We start from the raw sequence: 19,855 nt of genomic DNA, 5'->3' as shown, positions 1-19,855 counted from the left end.
CTATGATTTATGATCAATTACGAAGAACATATTGAGGTTAAGGGCGCAAGGGTCCATAATCTAAAGAATATTGATGTTACGATCCCACGTGAAAAATTGGTGGTCATCACCGGACTTTCGGGCAGTGGAAAGTCCTCTTTGGCCTTTGATACGATCTATGCCGAGGGGCAACGAAGATATATTGAAACTTTTTCGGCCTACGCCAGACAGTTTTTGGGCGGTTTGGAACGCCCGGATGTGGATAAGATCGATGGACTCTCTCCTGTGATTGCCATAGAGCAAAAGACCACTTCAAAATCTCCAAGATCCACTGTAGGTACCATTACCGAAGTGTACGATTTTTTGCGTCTGCTTTTTGCCCGTGCCGGAGATGCCTACAGTTACAACACAGGTGAAAAAATGGTGAGTTACAGCGATGAACAGATCAAGGATTTGATCATTGAGTCTTACCAGGACAAAAAAATAAATGTGTTGGCTCCCGTAATCAAATCCAGAAAAGGACACTACCGCGAACTTTTTGAGCAGATTGCAAAGCAAGGATTTGTAAAAGTGCGGGTCGATGGGGAAATTACCGACATTACCAAAGGAATGAAGGTTGACCGTTACAAAACCCACGATATTGAAATTGTGATAGATCGTTTAAAAGTGGGAAATAGCGAGGATTTCCATAAACGCTTGAGCGAGACCATAAATACGGCGATGTACAGTGGTGAAAATGTCCTTATGATCTTGGAAGAAGGGGAAACGGTGCCAAGATATTTCAGTCGGGACCTAATGTGCCCGACCACAGGTATCTCCTATCCAACACCGGAACCCAACACCTTTTCTTTTAACTCACCTAAAGGAATGTGTCCAGAGTGCAGTGGTTTGGGGCATGTATACCAGGTAAATATGGATAAAATCATTCCAAACAGAAAATTATCCATAAAATCCGGAGGCCTAGCTCCCTTGGGAGAGTACAAAAAGTCTTGGGCCTTTAAACAATTGGAAACTATTGCGCAGCGCTACAATTTTGAATTGACCGATCCCATTGAAAAAATTCCAGAAGAAGCCATGGACGTTATTTTGAACGGTGGTAAGGAAAGTTTTGAGGTGGATTCTAAGAGTCTAGGGGTTAAAAGACAATATAAAATCGATTACGAGGGCATCTCCAACTTTATCAAAACCCAATATAATGAAGCCAACTCAACATCTATAAAAAGATGGGCAAAAGATTATATGGACAAAGTGGAATGCCCAAGTTGCAATGGATCGCGGTTACGCCAAGAATCATTGTATTTTAAAATTGATGGCAAAAATATTGCGGAACTCGCGCAAATGGATATCGCAGAGTTGGCCGATTTCTTCAAACACTTGGATGATACCTTGGAGGGCAACCAAAAGATCATTGCGAACGAGATTATAAAGGAAATCAGTGCCCGTGTTGGATTTTTATTGGATGTAGGCCTGGATTATCTATCATTGAACCGAAGCTCCAAATCACTTTCTGGAGGTGAGGCACAACGTATCCGATTGGCCACCCAAATAGGTTCTCAATTGGTGGGTGTTCTCTATATCCTGGACGAACCCAGCATAGGGCTTCACCAAAGGGACAATGAGCGATTGATACATTCTCTCGAAGCGCTGCGTGATATCGGCAATTCCGTAATCGTAGTGGAACATGATCGCGACATGATCGAATGTGCCGACCATGTAATCGATATAGGGCCACGGGCAGGGAAACATGGAGGTGAAATTATTTCCGAAGGAAGCCCAAAAGAAATGTTGGGCCAAAACACGATTACAGCAAAGTATATTACCGGCGAAATGGAAATTCCCGTACCAGAAAAACGTCGGAAAGGAACCGGTAAAAAGATAACTCTATCTGGTTGTACGGGCAATAACCTAAAAAATGTAACTGTTGATTTCCCTTTGGGAAAATTGATCGGGGTAACCGGCGTATCGGGAAGTGGTAAATCCACCTTGGTGAACGAGACCCTCTACCCTATTATGAATGCCCATTATTTTAATGGTGTAAAAAAACCGATGCCCTACAAAAAAATTACAGGTTTGGAACATATAGACAAGGTCATCGATATCAACCAATCCCCGATAGGGCGCACACCACGGTCAAATCCGGCCACGTACACCGGGGTTTTTAGTGAAATTCGATCCCTGTTCGCCAAAACCACCGAAGCAACCATCCGTGGTTACAAACCAGGTAGATTTAGTTTTAACGTTGCCGGTGGACGATGTGAAACTTGTCAGGGAGGCGGGCTCAAAGTAATTGAAATGAATTTTTTGCCCGATGTGTACGTAGAATGCGAGACCTGTAACGGCAAACGCTTCAATAGGGAAACCTTGGAGATCCGGTACAAAGGCAAATCCATTGCCGATGTCCTGGAAATGACCATCAATGAAGCTGTGGATTTTTTTGAGAACATTCCAAAAATCCACCGAAAGCTAAAGACAATAAAAGATGTAGGTTTGGGTTATATATCATTGGGGCAACAGTCCACTACCCTATCCGGAGGTGAAGCACAACGGGTCAAACTGGCCACCGAACTGTCCAAACGGGACACAGGAAATACTTTTTACATCCTCGACGAACCTACCACCGGTCTTCATTTCGAAGATATCAGGGTACTTATGGAGGTACTGAACCAATTGGTGGACAAAGGCAATACCATCTTGGTCATCGAGCATAATATGGATGTGATAAAAATGATGGACCACATTATAGACATTGGGCATGAAGGTGGTAGAGGCGGCGGAACGGTAGTTGCCAAGGGTACCCCCGAAGAAGTGGCCAAGGACAAAAAGAGCTATACCGCCAAATTTTTAAAAAAGGAGTTGGAGAACACAAAACAAAAAATAAAACACGCAGTTTAAAACACTATACAACTATGCAAATGCGCAAAGAACAACATTCCAAAGGATGGAATGAAATTAAGACAAACGATTCGTGGGCCATATTTAAAATTATGGGCGAATTTGTTAATGGATTCGAAAAAATGAGCGTAATCGGGCCGTGTGTCTCCATTTTTGGATCGGCGCGGGTACGACCGGGACATCAATATTACGATTTAGCCGTACGGATCTCACAAAAAATCGCGGAAGCGGGTTATGGAGTCATTACAGGCGGTGGACCCGGAATTATGGAAGCGGGAAACAAAGGAGCTAACCTGGCCGGCGGTACTTCCGTGGGCTTAAATATAGACCTTCCCTTCGAACAGCACGATAACCCCTATATCGACGATGATAAAAGTCTGGATTTTGATTACTTTTTTGTTAGAAAGGTAATGTTCGTAAAATACTCACAAGGCTTTGTTGTGATGCCCGGAGGCTTTGGTACATTGGACGAGTTTTTTGAGGCTTTGACACTTATCCAGACACATAAAATCCATACATTCCCTATAATTCTTGTGGGCAGTGAATTTTGGAAAGGTCTGCTCGATTGGATCAAGAACACCTTGGTCGAGGAAGGGAACATAAGTCCAAAAGACCTAGATTTGATTAAATTGGCCGATACAGAGGATGAAGTTGTGGAAATAATAGATGCTTTCTACAAAGGCCGAACCTTAAGCCCAAACTTTTAACATTACCACATTGGCTTATCGTTTCGTATTTTTTGGCGTTCTGCTGCAATGCATTTTGTTGTGCCCGAATATATCGGCGCAACATACCAATGAAATTGTGGCTACCCTCGATGGACCTACCCATCAAATACGAATACGGCAACATTTTACCTATGTAAACCAATCGGACAAAGGACTTTCCACCCTTTATTTTAACGATTGGAACCATGCCTATTCCAATAAAAATACCGCATTGGCAAAAAGGTTCGCGGAAGAGTTTAACCGCAGTCTCCATTTGGCAAAAGATAGGGAAAGGGGAAAAACCACGATACGGACCATAGTTGATCAAAACTATGCCGGGCTCGACTGGAATCGAATAGGTAACATGGATTATATCGCTGTTTCCCTTAATGAGGTACTTAAACCGGGGGAATCGATCCAACTGTTTTTTACCTATACCATTAGATTGCCCGATGCCAAATTTACCGGCTATGGCCATTTAAACAACCAAGGTTTCAACCTTAAGGATTGGTATTTTACTCCTGCTGTTTTCGATGATGATTGGAAATTGTACAACAACATTAACTTGGATGATCTATATACCGATGTTACCGATACCAGAATCAATTTTACCTATCCCGAAGACTTGTTTTTGGCGTCCAACTATCGCACATCCAACATTTCCAATTTTCCTGGTGGGCATCATGTACAGCTTCTCGGAGACAATAGGAAAAATTGCGAGATTATCTTAACAGCTGATGATAGATTCACCAAACATGTTACCGAGCACGTTACCATAACCACAGATATAGAATCCAATAAATATGGCGAAATAGCCCAAGGTATTTCCATTAATAGGGTTTCCCAATTTTTAAACGAAAATTTGGGCCGTTACCCTCATGGCAACCTATTGGTCAGCGAGTTCGACTATAGCAAATCACCTTTATATGGCATAAGCCAACTCCCTTCATTTATTAGGCCGTACGAGGAGCAATTTCAGTTTGAAATGAAGTTCCTAAAAACGGCCATCCGCAATTATCTGAAAGAGTCTTTGTACCTCAACCCGCGCGAAGAACGCTGGGTGAACGATGCAATCGGGTACTACCTGATGATAAAATATGTGGAAGAGTACTATCCCGATCAAAAACTGGCAGGAAAGCTATCACGAATTTGGGGCATAAAGAACTTTCATTTTGCACAAATGGATTTTAATGAGCAATACGCACTATTTAGTATGCTCTCGGCAAGGAAAAACATCGATCAGGCCCTGACCACCCGAAACGATTCCCTAATCAAATTCAACCAAAAGATCGCGAATAGTTACAAGGCCGGGCTGGGCATGTCCTATTTATCGGCCTATTTGGGAGAGAAAAAAGTGGACAGTACCGTACTTGATTTTTATCAGAACTATAAACTGAAACAATACGTATCCGCTAAAGATTTTCATAACACAATCAAAAAATATGCGGATAAAGAAGTGGATTGGTTCTTTGATTCTTATGTGAACACGGACAAAAAAATCGATTTCAAAATCAAAAAAATCAAAAAAACAGAGGATTCCATCACTTTTGTACTAAAGAACAAACGAGGGACCAATGTGCCCATATCCGTTTTTGGGCTCGAAAAGGATTCTGTGGTTTCGCAATATTGGTTTTCCGGAATTGATACCACCAGGAGCGTTACCATACCAAGACAAGGTGAAGATCGTTTAGTACTGAACTATGATCAAAAAATACCTGAGTTCAACCAAAGGGACAATTGGAAAACATTGAACGGTTTTTTTTCCAGTAACAAAAAGCTCAAGTTTCAATTTTTCAAGGATACGGAAGACCCCTATTACAACCAGATATTTTATGTGCCCATAGTCAACTTTAATTTATACGACGGGATAACACCAGGATTACGCCTCTATAACAAAACCTTTTTGGAACGCCCTTTCCAATACGATATTTCCCCGACGTATTCCTTTTTGGAGCGCACCTTGGTGGGAAAGGCCAGTTTACGGTATAGAAAGTACCATAACAAAACTGGATTGTTTGTAACCAATTATTCGTTTTCCACATCTACATCGCACTTTCAGGAAAATTCCAGATTTACCACATTGACACCTGCCGTTAGTTTTGGGTGGCGTCCGGACGACCTTTTATCCAACCGAAGACAATACTTATTGTTCAGGTACAGGAACGTTTTTAGGAATATAGACGAGAATTTGGAAGGCCAATTGGACACCGAACCCGACTATGGTGTTATGAATGTTCGGTTTACCGATGTGGACAATAACATTTTGAATTATTCCTCTTGGTTTATTGATGCCCAACATTCCAGTGACTTCACCAAAGTTGCGTTTGAATGGGAATACAGAAAACTGTTCCAAAGCAATAGACAATTGAACCTTCGAGTGTATGCCGGAAAATTCTTGAGGAACACAACGGAATCCAATTTTTTCAGCTTTGCGCTGGACAGACCGACGGACTATATGTTCGACCTAAACTATCTGGGAAGGTCCGAAAGTTCTGGAATATATAGCCAACAGGTAATTATTGCCGAAGGAGGGTTTAAATCGAAGCTCGAAAATCCATATGCCAACGATTGGATAGCTACGACCAACGCGAGCACAAACATATGGCGTTGGGTGGAAGCCTATGGCGATTTGGGTTTCATTAAAAATAAAGGCCAAAACACCCGTTTTGTATACGACTCCGGTGTTCGCCTAAATTTGGTTACGGATTACTTTGAGCTTTACTTTCCCGTATATTCAAATAGAGGTTGGGAAATCGCCCAGGACAATTACGAAGAAAGAATCCGTTTTATTGTCACCATAAGCCCGAAAACCCTTATCGGGCTCTTCACAAGGAAGTGGTTTTGATTGTCATATTGATAATTGAACACTTCTTTTTGGTTATATAATTAACATATAATAGATTTTTTCGGTATATTTTTAACTTTTTTTCAATTTATTAGTGCGGATTGCTATTGCTATTTTGACTCGTTTTTAATACTTTTGCAGAAATCTTCAATACCTTATGAAACCCAACCCAAGTACTAGCAACGATATTTCTTTTGACGATTTCAAAACGCAGATCCTTCAAGATTATGAAATTGCCGTTACCAGCAGGGAATGTAGTTTAATGGGAAGACGGGAAGTACTGTCCGGAAAGGCCAAGTTCGGAATTTTTGGGGACGGAAAAGAGCTCCCACAGTTGGCAATGGCAAGGGCTTTTCAGAATGGGGATTTTAGGAGCGGATACTATCGCGACCAAACATTTATGATGGCATTGGGTTATTTGGACCCAAAATCTTTCTTTCATGGCCTATACGCCACTACAGATTTGGAAAAAGAACCTATGAGTGCAGGCCGTCAAATGGGAGGCCATTTTGGTACGCACAGCTTAAACGAGGATGGAACTTGGAAAAACCTGACCGAACAAAAAAACAGTAGTGCCGATATCTCGTGCACCGCAGGTCAAATGCCTCGTTTGCTAGGACTTGCACAAGCTTCCAAAATTTACCGAAACGTAGAAGGAATAGAACAATCGAATTTTTCCAACAATGGAAATGAAGTCGCTTGGGGCACTATAGGAAACGCAAGTACCAGCGAAGGACATTTTTTTGAAACACTCAATGCTGCCGGGGTAATGCAAGTTCCCATGGTTATCTGTATTTGGGACGATGAGTACGGCATTTCGGTCCCATCCGAATTCCATACCACCAAAGGAAGTATTTCCGAAGCGCTTAGCGGACTGCAAAGGGACGAAGAAAAGAATGGTTTTGAAATTTTAAAAGTACACGGTTGGGATTATACGGCACTTATCCACACCTTTGAGAATGCCTCCGACATTGCTCGGGAACAACATGTACCCGTAATTTTACATGTAACGGAACTTACGCAGCCACAGGGTCACTCTACCTCTGGGTCACACGAAAGATACAAATCTTCCGAGCGTTTGGAGTGGGAACGCGAAAACGATTGTAACAAGCGTTTTAGGGAGTGGATCATAGAAAACGGTATTAGCACCGAAGAAGAACTCAAAAAAACGGAGAGGGAGATCAAACAAAAGGTAAGGGCTGCCAAAAAAGAAGCTTGGACCGAATTCCTGAGCCCTCAAATACAAGCTAAAAAAGTATTGGTTCAGTTATTGGACCAAGCAGCAAGCAAAAGTCCGAACAGAGCTTTTATCACTAAGCTAAAAAATGACTTGATCGCAATTGAGGAACCCCTTAAAAAAGATTTGGCCACTAAATCCCGAAAGGCATTGCGTTATCTCTTGGGCGAAACAAGCCCGGAAAAGAAAGCGCTTCAGCAGTGGGTGGACAACTATATTAAAAATGGTGAATACGAGTATGGTTCGCATCTTTATAACGAAATTGGCAATAAAGCAACATCCATTGCACCGGTACCCCCCATCTATTCTGAAGATTCCGAAGAAGTTGACGGACGTGTAATCCTTAGGGACAATTTTGACAAACTGTTCACCAAATATCCAGAAGCTTTGGTATTTGGCGAGGATACGGGCAATATTGGCGATGTTAACCAAGGTCTGGAAGGACTTCAAAAAAAGTTTGGCAAACTTAGGGTCGCCGATACGGGTATCCGCGAGACCACTATAATTGGTCAGGGAATCGGTATGGCCCTTAGAGGACTCCGCCCAATTGCGGAAATACAATATTTGGATTATATCCTGTATGCGATCCAAACCTTGAGCGACGATTTGGCTACCTTAATGTACAGAACCGTAGGAAAACAAAAAGCACCGTTGATCGTTCGTACCAGAGGACACCGTTTAGAAGGAATATGGCACTCCGGTTCTCCCATGGGCGGCCTAGTGCACTTATTGCGGGGCATGTATATTCTGGCCCCAAGGAACATGACACAGGCTGCAGGCTTTTACAATACTTTGATGAAGAGTGATGAACCGGCCTTGATCATTGAAAGTTTGAACGGATATCGCCTAAAAGAAAGAAAACCGGATAACTTAGGTGAGTACTGTACACCAATCGGCAAGGTCGAAACATTAAAAGAGGGTAAGGACATTACCCTGCTATCTTACGGTTCCACCTTAAGGATTGTAGAAAAAGTAGCCCAAGATCTTTTGGAAGTTGGTATTGATGCCGAAGTTATAGACGCCCAATCCTTGTTGCCTTTTGATTTGGAGCACGATGTGGTAAAAAGTCTGCAAAAAACCAATAGGCTTTTGGTTATCGATGAGGATGTGCCAGGCGGATGTTCGGCATATCTGATGCAAGAAGTGGTAGAAAAACAAGGGGGCTACCGCTATTTGGATAGCAAACCACAAACGTTGACAGCCAAGGCACATCGACCGGCCTATGCATCGGACGGGGATTATTTTTCAAAACCAAATGCAGAGGATATTTTTGAAAAAGTGTACCATATAATGCACGAATCCGACCCACAAACTTATCCCGCCCTGCGGTAGTTTTACTTAAAGATCAACACAAAAGTACCTTTCGTCAATTAAAGTTGTGTTTTTAGAAACATAATTTATATTTTCACGGGGATTAATTTTTTCCCCACATGAAAAACAACACTTTGATCCACTTTGGGCTGGCACTTTTAAGGATTGTACCATCTGCATTTATGCTAACCCATGGTTACCCCAAATTAATGAATCTCATCAATGGCAACACAGAATTCGCCAACCCATTTGGTATTGGGCAGGCGCCTTCACTTTTTTTGGCCGTTGTGGCCGAATTTATATGCCCGCTATTGATCATTATTGGTTTTAAGACCCGATGGGCTGCCATACCCACCGCAATTACCATGTTCGTTGCCGGTTTTATGATTCACGGTGCTGATCCATTCGGCACAAAGGAAAAAGCTTTGCTTTACCTTACCGTATTTGTGGTTATAATGCTATTGGGGCCTGGCAAATACAGCGTGGATAAAAAGTAACAATCGTTTAGATTATTTCAGATAGGAGTTCTTTCAACAGATCGGTCTGTGCCATGTTACTGGCTCCTACTCCTTTACTTTTTAAATCCAATACCCTTAAATTGGAGATGATGCCGCTTACCCTTTTCATGGGATAGTTTCGAGCCGCCACAACATACTCATTTACAAAAAATGGGTTTACACCGAGTACTTTGGCCACATTCCCGGGCGAATGGTCGCTCAGTCCATGATATTGCAATAATTGCGTGAAAAATGTATTCAGAAGGGTTATGGTGACCACAAAAGGGTTGTCCTTGGGATTTTGGGCAAAATAATCAATGATCCTGGACGCTTTTTTTACGTTGCGCTCTCCGATCGCCTTCTTCAATTCAAAATTATTGAAATCCTTGCTAATGCCAATATGCTCTTCGATAAGGTCGGGCGTAATTTCCGTTGATGGAGGCACGATCAACGTGAGTTTGTCCAGCTCGTTGCTTATTTTGCTCAGATCCGTGCCCAAAAACTCCACTAGCATAACACAGGACTTGGGCGATATTTTATATTTTTTGCTGGCCAAGGTCCTTCTGATCCAATCCGCCACCTGATTTTCGTACAGTTTTTTGCTCTCAAAGAGCTCTCCCGTTTTTTTAATGGTCTTGTACAACTTTTTTCGCTTGTCCAACTTTTTGTATTTGTAGCAAAGCACAAGAATGGTGGTCGGTTGGGGGTTCTCTGCGTAAGAGGATAAATTTTCTATGGTTCTGGAAAGATGCTGAGCCTCTTTTACGATCACAACCTGGTATTCTGCCATCATCGGGAACCTCTTGGCATTGGCAACAACTTCGTCCACCGTGGTATCCTTCCCGTACAACACCATCTGATTAAACCCTTTTTCGTCGTCTGTCAGCACATTTTCTGCAATGTACTGGGAAATTCGGTCAATATAATATGGCTCCTCTCCCATCAAAAAATAAATGGGCTTTGGATTGCCCTTATTGATTTCCCCTACGATCTCTTTTACTTTGTCCATTCAAATTATATCACCAGTTTTGTAAAATGCAAGATTTGAACTTTCCACCTTATTCGTTCCGAATCAAAAATAACCAAAATAGGCAGTACATTTTCGATGGGATACGTAAAAAATTTGTGGTCCTCCAACCCGAAGAATGGGTCCGGCAACATGTGCTTCGGTATCTGGTGTTCACAAAAAACTACCCGAAGAGCCTGATCAATGTGGAAAAACAACTTACCATAAACAACTTAAAAAAACGTTACGATGTGGTCGTGTTCAATCCCGACGGTTCTATTTTTCTATTAATAGAATGTAAAGCTCCCGAGGTGAACATTACCCAAGCGGTTTTTGATCAGATAGCTCGGTACAACCTCCAATTAAAATCCAAATATCTAATGGTCACCAATGGGTTGGCGCATTATTATTGCGAAATGGATCATAAGAATGAAAAATACATGTTTTTAGAGGATATTCCTGAATTTAGCCGTTAATTTGCCTCCGTTTTGAAAATCGCCGTAGTCATACTCAATTGGAATGGAGAAGCTCTGCTGGAGAGATTTCTTCCCTCTGTGATGGAGTATTCCCAAGGTGCCGATATTTATGTAGTGGACAATGCGAGCACCGATGGTTCGGTAGATTTTATAAAACAACATTATCCCACGGTAGGCATTGTACAAAACAGCACCAACGGTGGTTTTGCCAAGGGCTATAACGACGGGTTGAAGAACATAAAGGCAGATATCTTCTGTTTGCTCAATTCCGATGTTGAAGTAGCCCCTGATTGGTTGGGGCCTATAAAAAATGCCTTTGAAACACTTCCGAATGCGGCCATAATCCAACCAAAAATATTGGATTTGAACAAAAGGGACCATTTTGAATATGCAGGGGCAGCGGGAGGTTTCATCGATATGTTCGGTTACCCCTTTTGTAGAGGAAGGGTCTTCCAGACCATAGAAAAGGACGAAGGCCAGTATAACGATATCCAAGAGGTATTCTGGGCGACAGGTGCCTGTATGTTTATAAGAAGTGAGGTTTTTAGATCGCTTAATGGGTTTGATGAAGACTATTTTGCCCACCAAGAAGAAATAGACCTATGTTGGAGAGCAAAAAATGCCGGACATAAAGTGTATTATGTAGGCCATAGCCACGTGTACCATTTAGGGGGCAGCACCTTATCCAATATGAATCCCAAAAAAACCTTCCTTAATTTTAGGAACTCCCTCTACTCCATAACCAAAAACCTTCCAAGAAAAAAGGCGCTTCCTTTGGTTTTTGCCCGCTTATTACTAGATGGTATCGCTGCTCTGCGTTTTATTTTTCAATTGAAGTTCGATCACTGTTCCGCTATCTTAAAAGCTCATTTAAGTTTTTACGCTAACTTTACAAAAATGTACAAAAAGCGCGAAAAAGCTAATTTTTTATTAAAGTACTACGCCGCGACATCCATAGTATGGTCTTATTTCGTACATCAGGTAGAGAATTTTAACAATTTAGTAAAAGATTAACGAAGCCGAAATATAGGGACCTTGCTTTTTATCTAATTTTGGTGTAGTTTTTTAACATTTGATAAATCTAACAATCCTTAAATTATATTCTGAACTATGAAAAAAGTTTTTCTAGGAGCATTGGCAATGACAGTTCTATTATCTTCTTGTGTATCGCAGAAGAAATATTCCGAACTAGAGGCCAAACACAAAGAAACCCAAGACCTATTGAATTCTGCAACCGTTAAACTAAACGATTGCTTGGAAGAAAAAGCAACTGCAGACTCTAGGCTAAAAACCCTCGAAGACCAAAACGCCTTCCTTAAAGCAAACAACCAAGAGCTCATCAACAACATGGGCAACTTGACCACCCTTACCACTAAAGGTGCCGAGAACCTTGAAAAATCTTTGGAAAGTCTTCGCGAAAAAGACCTTACCATCAGAAAATTACAAGATGCCGTTACCCGTAGGGATTCTGTAAACCTTGCCTTGGTTCAGAGTTTAAAAGGTGTATTGGGCAACTTGGATGATGAGGACATTGAGATCAGCGTAGAGAAAGGTGTTGTTTTCGTTTCCATCTCCGATAAATTGTTGTTCAGAAGCGGAAGCTACAACGTAACCAACGCTGCAAAAGAAGTACTTGGTAAAGTGGCGAAAGTCGTAAACAACAAGCCTGACTTTGAGTTTATGGTAGAAGGACACACGGATAACGTGCCAATTAAAACTTCCGAACTAGCAGATAACTGGGATTTGAGTGTAAAAAGAGCAACTTCCGTTGTTCGAATCCTTCAGAACGATTTTGGTGTAGAACCATCTAGAATGACTGCTGCTGGACGTAGCCACTATGTACCACTTGTGGACAACAACACTTCTGCCAACAGAGCTAAAAACAGAAGAACACGAATTGTTGTACTTCCAAAAATCGATCAGTTCTATAACATGATCGAAGAAGGAATGAAAGATCCTGCTATCGGTGGAACCGGTAAATAAGAAAATACAAGCTAAAGCTTAAAAAGAAAAGCGGCCAAATGGCCGCTTTTTTTATTAGTAGATATCCAAACTCCCTTTACCTTCACGTATTACCTCTGGTTCGTCTCCCGAAAGATCTATGACCGTAGAGGCTACATTGTCACCGTACCCTCCATCGATGACCACATCTACAAGATTTTGCCACTTCTCAAAAATAAGCTCCGGATCGGTAGTATATTCAAGTATATCATCATCATCACGAATAGATGTAGATACAATTGGATGCCCTAGCCCGGTAACCAATGCCCTTGCAATGGCATTGTCCGGAACACGGATACCAACCGTTTTCTTTTTTTTGAAATCTTTGGGAAGATTATTGTTTCCTGGTAGTATAAAAGTATAGGGTCCCGGAAGTGTTCTTTTTAGAATTTTAAAAGTAGGGCTATCTATTTGTCGAACGTAATCCGAAAGATTGCTCAAATCGGCACAGATAAAAGACCAATTGGCCTTTGCCAGCTTTACTCCTTTAATACGGGCTATCCGTTGTAAGGCTTTTGAGTTGGTTATGTCGCAGCCGAGACCGTAAACCGTATCGGTCGGGTAAATGACCAATCCACCCTTTTTTAGCACATCCACTACTTTTTGAACCTGCTTAGGATTTGGATTTTCTTCATATAGTCTAATCAGCTCCGCCATCTATTTACAAACTAGTTAATGTACAAGGCATTTACCACAAAGATAATACATATTGGTTCTTTACTGAACTTGGTGGAACAGCTGTTAATTTAATGATAATACACACAACCTATTCATAATTCAACATCCATATAAAGTGAAAACAGCCATCCATCAACCCAAAATAACGATTGGTTGATCGGGACCGGAATAATTCTTTTAGATCCTTCATCTTTACTATAAAACATAACTTATGAGAATGTTGCACTCCACCATCATAGTCTTGATAACATTTGTTCTTGCCAGTTGTCAAAACAGCAACTCCAGAACGAAAGGCAACAATTCTCTTGACGCAAATAAAACCTTGGCCAAAATGGACCAACTTTTATTTCAATTAGATGGATTGGATGCAAACGACTGTAACGCTATAGACCGTATTGTTGAGGTCAATGAAAGGTTAAGAAGAGAGGTAGAAAATCTAAGATCGGTCGAGGAACTGGATCATGTGGTCGATGCCCATGATCCAAATAGCCATGAAATTGGGTTGATAGTTTCGGACGATGGAAATTTTGCCTTATTTTCTTGGCAGACCAAAATGGAGTGTTTGGGGCAAAGTATAAAAAATATTGCCGTTTTTAAATCGAAAAACCAACTGAGAATCTCTTCGTTATATGGAAAACCAACGCTGTATAGCCGAATATCCCAAGAGAAAGAGACCACAGGCAGTACTATTTACCTTCTGCACAGCCAAAAAACAAAAGATAGCCAAAACATTATTATAGGATATACCATTTCGAACGGAAATCTGGAAGAAGCACAAATAAGCAACCCAATTCATCTACAACACGATTATGCCATTTCAGAAATGGAGGATCAGTAGTTCCAGTATCAATCAGTCCTTTTTTGATAAAACCCGATATCATCCAAAACAACAACTCCCATGGTATCTTTATCAAAAACCAGATGAATGCTTTTCAGATTGTTCATGTTTAGACTGTTATTTTGTTTTAAAAAAGAGGAGATCGGAACAAAACAGCTTTTTAATTGGGTCTCGGATTCATCACCTATCATATTCCTATCCAAAAAATCAAACTTGGTAAACTTGCTTTTGACCACACCCGGAAGTTTATTGTTCTCTGCCAAAGGAACCGAAGCAGAATTTCCTAAACTATCCTTAAGCATAATGCTAAAATTAAAACCACTTTTTGGAGTCAAATTCCTCTCTTCTCCTTCTTCATTTATCGCCAATTCAGATAAATCGCCCATGGCCAAGGAAAGTGCCAAAGTATCCATTTCCCCAAAATTCTTCAATGCTTCCGGCAGCTCAATGGAATAAACGGGAATTGAATCACTTTGAATATCCGAACTATGTCTCCACCCAAGTACCAAAGCATTGTTTTGCTGACTACCACCGTCTCTGGCTAATAATTCCATTTCCCGCCAAATGTTAAAATGTTCGGCATTGAGTTTTATACCATCCAATCCATTGGAAAGGTCCAAATCCCTTTCAAAATCCACCAGAACATTTTTAAAATTGTCCGCATACTGAATTCTATAGGTTTCTTTAGGCAACCAATTATGGATCAGTTCCATATTCCTGAACATTGGCAAATAACTTTTGTTCTTCTTAAGAACAACTTCGGCAAAAGCACCAATAAATACCTTGGCAACTTTTCGCTGTTCCTCTCCTGTTACCAATGGAGTAAGGTTGAGCAACCATTTCATAGGTGCTCCAAAGTCCGAGCGGCCCCAAGTGGAGTTAAACTGACCGTGATTTGCATGATTCATATACAGCCCAGCCTTAAATCCATCGAAACCTTCCGAAAACTGCAAACGATGGTATGGCCGCATACCCCAGAAACTGGTTTCATCCGAGTCGTATGCTCCTTGAATGGACAAATAATTAATGTCGGTCAAACTAATCTCTCGATCGTACCTGTAATCCGTAGGAGCAATGCTGATCACACCTTTTATCCCAAATCCAAAATCGAACTGTTCATTGCCATTATCCGGAAATCTGTCCAGTTGGTTAAAAGCAGCAGCAATGGATACCGCCTCCCCTCCCCTGGAATGTCCTACAAGAACGACGTTGTCCAAATCCACTTTACCAGCCAAACCCGATGTAGTGTTTTGGTTCCATTTGCTCCATTGTTCCAAATGTTTGAGCAATAACCAACCACGAACGGGCATTTCTTTTCCTCTAAAGTCCCCGGACCAATGTCCATTGATAAAATTTTGATCTACAGAAACACCTATAATTCCCCTACTTGCCAGCAATTCCCCAAGGTAGGCATAGCCTTCATCGGAATAGTCGAGCATGCTGTGGTTCCCATGCACCATCATAACCATAGGGAAAGGCCCAGTGCCTTTGGGCATATACACACGGGCATTCAACGGAAAACTGTCCACACCGAAACCCCAGTATTTTTCGCGCCACTTTTTCTTTTTGCCCTTCCATTCTGGTAGCAGTAAAGATGCATCTACGGTAGGGGTTTTTATTTTTGCCCCCTCCCCATATTCTAATCTTTTAGAATCCGTTCCACTGCCATATGTAAAGACTTCAACTTTATAATTCCCCTTGGTCGAAGGGTCATCGACTCCCATATCGCTGAGTGTAGTGATTCCTTCACCATCAATTAGCTGTGTGGATTCCGAGTAAGGGTCACCATCCAAAGAATTGAATCCATAAAATCCAAAAGCAACTAGGATAATGCTCGAAACGATAAGAATACCTCCTACTTTCACATTCTGTTTTTGAATGATTTGCCAAATACCCGTTGTGAATAAAATCAAACAGACAAGACCAAACAACACCAAACTATAAAACAGTAGGGATGGCCAACCAAAAGCGTACATCCTCATAATTACCAGTGCAATTAAACCTGCCAACACCGACGTAAAAAAAGGAAGCGGTATTTTTTTGAACAACGGTACCAGCCAACTGAGCAGTAGTTTTATAATGACCAGCAGAACAGCTCCAATGAGTATTCCCAAAACCATCGTGACCCAGGCAGGGTACCCGATGGCATAGTGATAACCGGCAACCCCAAATAAGATTACAACAAGTAGGGCAACAGCTAAAAAGACAGGTTTTAGAAAGAGGTTTTTCATCTGGTGAGTGGTTGGTTTGGTGGTTAAATTCAAAATATAAGCTCTGAATTTAATCAATTTTATCCACTCACAATTTTTATGTCATTCTTAAAAACCCACAAATCAATGGTGTTCTTTTTAAAGCGAAGTACAAAACTAGATCAAGCGTTGTCCAGCACCTCCAATTTGGCAAAACGTAGCAGCAGTTTTTTAATGCCACCTTGATCAAAACCGATTTCCGCTTTTCTATCGTTGCCAACACCTTCGATATTCAATATTTTGCCTCTCCCGAAACGGGTATGGTTCACTCTGGCCCCTACAACTATTCCGGGGTCTATATCGGCCGAACTGGTGGGTGAAGATATCTCTGGTTTCAGCTTTCTCAATTTTCTAAGTTGATCCTCATTGGGTTTTTGCACACTTGGCGGGGTACCGTTCTTCGGTTTCATTTGTCGAAGTTTACTTTTATCCACCTCTCCAAAAATATTTTTATCGATTATGGATTTATATCGGTACCCATCGTTTACAGGAGTCAGGTTTTCTACATATTTCTCCTCGATTTCCTCCAAAAATCTACTGGGTTCGGCATCTATTAATTTACCCCATCGGTATCGGTTTTGGGTATAGGTCAAGAAAGCCTGTTTTTCGGCCCGGGTGAGTGCCACATAGAACAATCTTCTCTCCTCTTCAAGCTCACTTCGTGTATTCATGCTCATCGCGGATGGAAACAGATCTTCCTCCATCCCCACAATATATACATACGGAAATTCCAGTCCTTTTGCCAAATGGATGGTCATTAAAGCCACCCTATCGTCATCCTCAACATCTTTGTCCATGTCTGTTGCCAGGGCCACATCTTCCAAAAACTCGGTCAAACTACCCGTAGCATCTGCAATCTCTTTTTGGCCTTCAACAAAATCCTTGATTCCGTTCAAGAGTTCCTCAATATTCTCCATTCGGGCAATCCCTTCTGGGGTACCGTCCTTTTTAAACTCCAATAGCAAGCCTGTTTTTTTGGACACATGTTCGGCGAGGGCAAACGCATCCGACCCCTCGTTCATGATCTGAAAACTTTTGATCATGGTAACAAAATCCGTCAGTTTACGCTTGGTTCCGGCATTGATGTTCAGGTTGAGCCGGTCCAGGTTGTCCATTACCTCATAAATAGATCGTCCGTAATGGTTGGCAGCGACCACAAGCTTATCGATAGTTGTCTGGCCAATCCCCCTTGTAGGAAAGTTGATCACACGTTTTAGGGCTTCCTCGTCTTTTGGATTGATGACAAGCCGTAAATAGGCCAAAACGTCCTTGATTTCTTTTCTTTGATAGAAAGACAAGCCCCCATAAATTCGATAGGGAATATCCCGTTTTCGTAGGGCATCCTCTATGGCCCTGGATTGTGAATTGGTCCGGTACAGCACGGCAAATTCTCCATTTTGCATTTGATGCTGCATCTTGTTCTCAAAAATGGATCCTGCCACATAACGTCCTTCTTCTGCATCGGTGGGGCTGCGATGTATTTTTATGAGACCACCATCGTCGTTGGAGGTCCATACATTTTTCTCCAACTGGTTCTTGTTGTTCGCAATTATGGAGTTGGCCGCATTTACAATGTTCTTGGTAGATCTATAATTTTGCTCCAAACGGTACACGGCTACATTGTCGTAATCGCGCTGAAAGTTAAGGATGTTGCTGATATTCGCTCCTCGGAAAGAATAGATACTCTGCGCATCGTCTCCTACCACGCAAATATTTTGATACCTATCCGAAAGTGCTTTTACGATCAAATACTGGGAGTGGTTGGTATCTTGGTACTCATCTACCAAAATATATCTAAAACGGTCCTGATATTTCATCAACACCTCGGGAAAGCGGGTCAATAACTCATTGGTGCGCAAGAGCAGGTCGTCAAAATCCATAGCACCGGCCTTAAAGCAGCGATCCACATAATTTTGATAAATTTCTCCCAGCCTTGGCCGTTTGGCCATGGCGTCGGCCTCCATCAGCTCAGGATTTTGAAAATAGGCCTTTACCGTAATGAGATTATTCTTATAGGACGAAATTCGGTTCTGGACTTGCTTATATTTGTAAATATCCTTATCCAGCCCCATTTCTTTAATAATCGATGCGATCAAACGTTGCGAATCTTGCGTGTCGTATATGGTAAAATTGCTCGGGAATCCAAGTTTATCGCCATCATATCGCAATAATTTGGCAAAAACGGAGTGGAACGTCCCCATCCATAAGTTTTTGGTCTCGGTGCTCCCAACTATGGTCGCAATCCGCTTTTTCATTTCGCGAGCGGCCTTATTGGTAAAGGTCAGTGCCAAAATATTAAAAGAGTCCACCCCCTGTTCCATTAGGTGGGCGATTCTGTAGGTAAGCACTCGGGTCTTTCCGGAACCGGCACCGGCAATTACCATTAATGGTCCATCTTTGTGCAGTACGGGGGCCCGCTGCGCATCGTTCAATTCATCTATAAAATTACTCAAGGGCCAGAAGCTTTTAAAAGTAGGTGTGAAATTAGCCATAAATCATCTTTTGCTAAAATCTAGCTTTCAATTTTTATAAACAGTGTTTGCGGAATTGGATGTAATTTTGAATATATTTAACAACTCAACTTATTTTGCTAATGAATTTTCAAAGATTACCTCTGTTCGCTTTAATTCTGTTTACATTTTATGGATATTCCCAATCTACCAAGACCGGCCCGATCATTGAAGATTATGGTGCGGTATGGGAAATAGACAATCCTGATTTTGTGACCGATACAACACAGGAGTTCAAAGTAGCTTTTGATGTAAAGGATGGGCCTGAGTCGGATACCGAATTAAATCGAAATATCAATACGGTGGCGCGCTTTTTAAACATGCATGCACAGAGCGGCGTACCGGTTTCTCAAATAAAAGCAGCACTAATAGTCCACGGAACTGCCGCAAGAAACTTATTAACGAACGAAGCCTACAAAAAAAGGTATGAAGCAACCAACCCGAACCTTGAACTTGTTAAAAGTTTATTGGATGCCGGTGTGGAAGTTATTATGTGTGGTCAATCCTCAAAAACCAGAGAACTACCTAAAGAAGAATTGATTCCTGGAGTGAAGATTGCCCTCTCTGCGATGACGGCCAATATCTTACTGCAGAACGAAGGGTACCGACCAATTAAACTATAACCAGCC

14 protein-coding genes are annotated in these 19,855 nt (G+C 41.6%); 10 read left to right on the top strand and 4 right to left on the bottom strand.

Annotated elements, in window-relative coordinates:
* Positions 1-9 precede the first annotated feature (9 nt).
* The 5 genes from uvrA (at position 10) to ACXAFK_RS08675 (ending at position 9,468) form a co-directional block, all read left to right on the top strand.
* Positions 10-2,871 carry an excinuclease ABC subunit UvrA gene (uvrA, locus tag ACXAFK_RS08695; protein ID WP_474957471.1) on the top strand — a complete coding sequence of 954 codons (2,862 nt, stop codon included), beginning with the start codon at positions 10-12 and terminating at the stop codon, positions 2,869-2,871.
* Between the two features lie 20 nt (positions 2,872-2,891).
* Positions 2,892-3,578, top strand: a complete 687-nt coding sequence (locus tag ACXAFK_RS08690) for an LOG family protein (RefSeq protein ID WP_252079831.1) — start codon at positions 2,892-2,894, stop codon at positions 3,576-3,578.
* A gap of 97 nt (positions 3,579-3,675) precedes the next feature.
* Entirely contained in the window at positions 3,676-6,423 is a 2,748-nt protein-coding gene (locus ACXAFK_RS08685) for a gluzincin family metallopeptidase (RefSeq protein ID WP_474957470.1), read from the top strand.
* A 157-nt stretch (positions 6,424-6,580) separates the two neighbouring features.
* Positions 6,581-8,992, top strand: a complete 2,412-nt coding sequence (locus ACXAFK_RS08680; protein WP_474957469.1) for an alpha-ketoacid dehydrogenase subunit alpha/beta — start codon at positions 6,581-6,583, stop codon at positions 8,990-8,992.
* A gap of 98 nt (positions 8,993-9,090) precedes the next feature.
* Complete coding sequence (locus ACXAFK_RS08675) at positions 9,091-9,468, top strand: DoxX family protein (RefSeq protein WP_224836823.1); 378 nt, start codon at positions 9,091-9,093, stop codon at positions 9,466-9,468.
* 7 nt (positions 9,469-9,475) lie between these two features.
* On the opposite strand, the gene holA is transcribed toward ACXAFK_RS08675, so the two are convergent.
* Positions 9,476-10,477 (bottom strand): DNA polymerase III subunit delta, encoded by a 1,002-nt coding sequence (holA, locus tag ACXAFK_RS08670; protein ID WP_474957468.1) that lies wholly within the window; start codon positions 10,475-10,477, stop codon positions 9,476-9,478.
* Between the two features lie 26 nt (positions 10,478-10,503).
* Here holA and ACXAFK_RS08665 point away from each other — a divergent pair, with 26 nt between their 5' ends.
* The 3 genes from ACXAFK_RS08665 (at position 10,504) to ACXAFK_RS08655 (ending at position 12,933) form a co-directional block, all read left to right on the top strand.
* Positions 10,504-10,950 carry a type I restriction enzyme HsdR N-terminal domain-containing protein gene (locus ACXAFK_RS08665; RefSeq protein WP_474957467.1) on the top strand — a complete coding sequence of 149 codons (447 nt, stop codon included), beginning with the start codon at positions 10,504-10,506 and terminating at the stop codon, positions 10,948-10,950.
* 12 nt (positions 10,951-10,962) lie between these two features.
* Positions 10,963-11,964: a glycosyltransferase family 2 protein gene (locus tag ACXAFK_RS08660; protein WP_369884605.1), complete on the top strand. Its 1,002-nt coding sequence runs from the start codon at positions 10,963-10,965 to the stop codon at positions 11,962-11,964.
* Between the two features lie 96 nt (positions 11,965-12,060).
* Positions 12,061-12,933, top strand: coding sequence for an OmpA/MotB family protein (locus tag ACXAFK_RS08655; RefSeq protein ID WP_224836819.1), 873 nt, complete (start codon positions 12,061-12,063; stop codon positions 12,931-12,933).
* A gap of 54 nt (positions 12,934-12,987) precedes the next feature.
* On the opposite strand, the gene ACXAFK_RS08650 is transcribed toward ACXAFK_RS08655, so the two are convergent.
* Complete coding sequence (locus ACXAFK_RS08650; protein ID WP_224836818.1) at positions 12,988-13,608, bottom strand: L-threonylcarbamoyladenylate synthase; 621 nt, start codon at positions 13,606-13,608, stop codon at positions 12,988-12,990.
* Between the two features lie 352 nt (positions 13,609-13,960).
* On the opposite strand from ACXAFK_RS08650, the gene ACXAFK_RS08645 reads away from it, so the two are divergent.
* Positions 13,961-14,467, top strand: a complete 507-nt coding sequence (locus tag ACXAFK_RS08645) for a hypothetical protein (RefSeq protein ID WP_474957466.1) — start codon at positions 13,961-13,963, stop codon at positions 14,465-14,467.
* Between the two features lie 8 nt (positions 14,468-14,475).
* Here ACXAFK_RS08645 and ACXAFK_RS08640 read toward each other — a convergent pair whose 3' ends face one another.
* Together ACXAFK_RS08640 and ACXAFK_RS08635 are read right to left on the bottom strand one after the other, a co-directional pair.
* Entirely contained in the window at positions 14,476-16,698 is a 2,223-nt protein-coding gene (locus ACXAFK_RS08640) for an alpha/beta hydrolase (RefSeq protein WP_474957465.1), read from the bottom strand.
* A gap of 140 nt (positions 16,699-16,838) precedes the next feature.
* Positions 16,839-19,208 carry an ATP-dependent helicase gene (locus ACXAFK_RS08635; protein WP_474957464.1) on the bottom strand — a complete coding sequence of 790 codons (2,370 nt, stop codon included), beginning with the start codon at positions 19,206-19,208 and terminating at the stop codon, positions 16,839-16,841.
* Positions 19,209-19,309: 101 nt separating this feature from the next.
* Here ACXAFK_RS08635 and ACXAFK_RS08630 point away from each other — a divergent pair, with 101 nt between their 5' ends.
* Positions 19,310-19,849: a DsrE family protein gene (locus ACXAFK_RS08630; protein ID WP_474957463.1), complete on the top strand. Its 540-nt coding sequence runs from the start codon at positions 19,310-19,312 to the stop codon at positions 19,847-19,849.
* The last annotated feature ends 6 nt before the right edge of the window (positions 19,850-19,855 follow it).

Source organism: Flagellimonas sp. ABD4_174 (assembly GCF_056160185.1).
The sequence above is the reverse complement of the archived record's forward strand: the minus strand, read 5'-3'. Positions and strand labels throughout refer to the sequence as shown.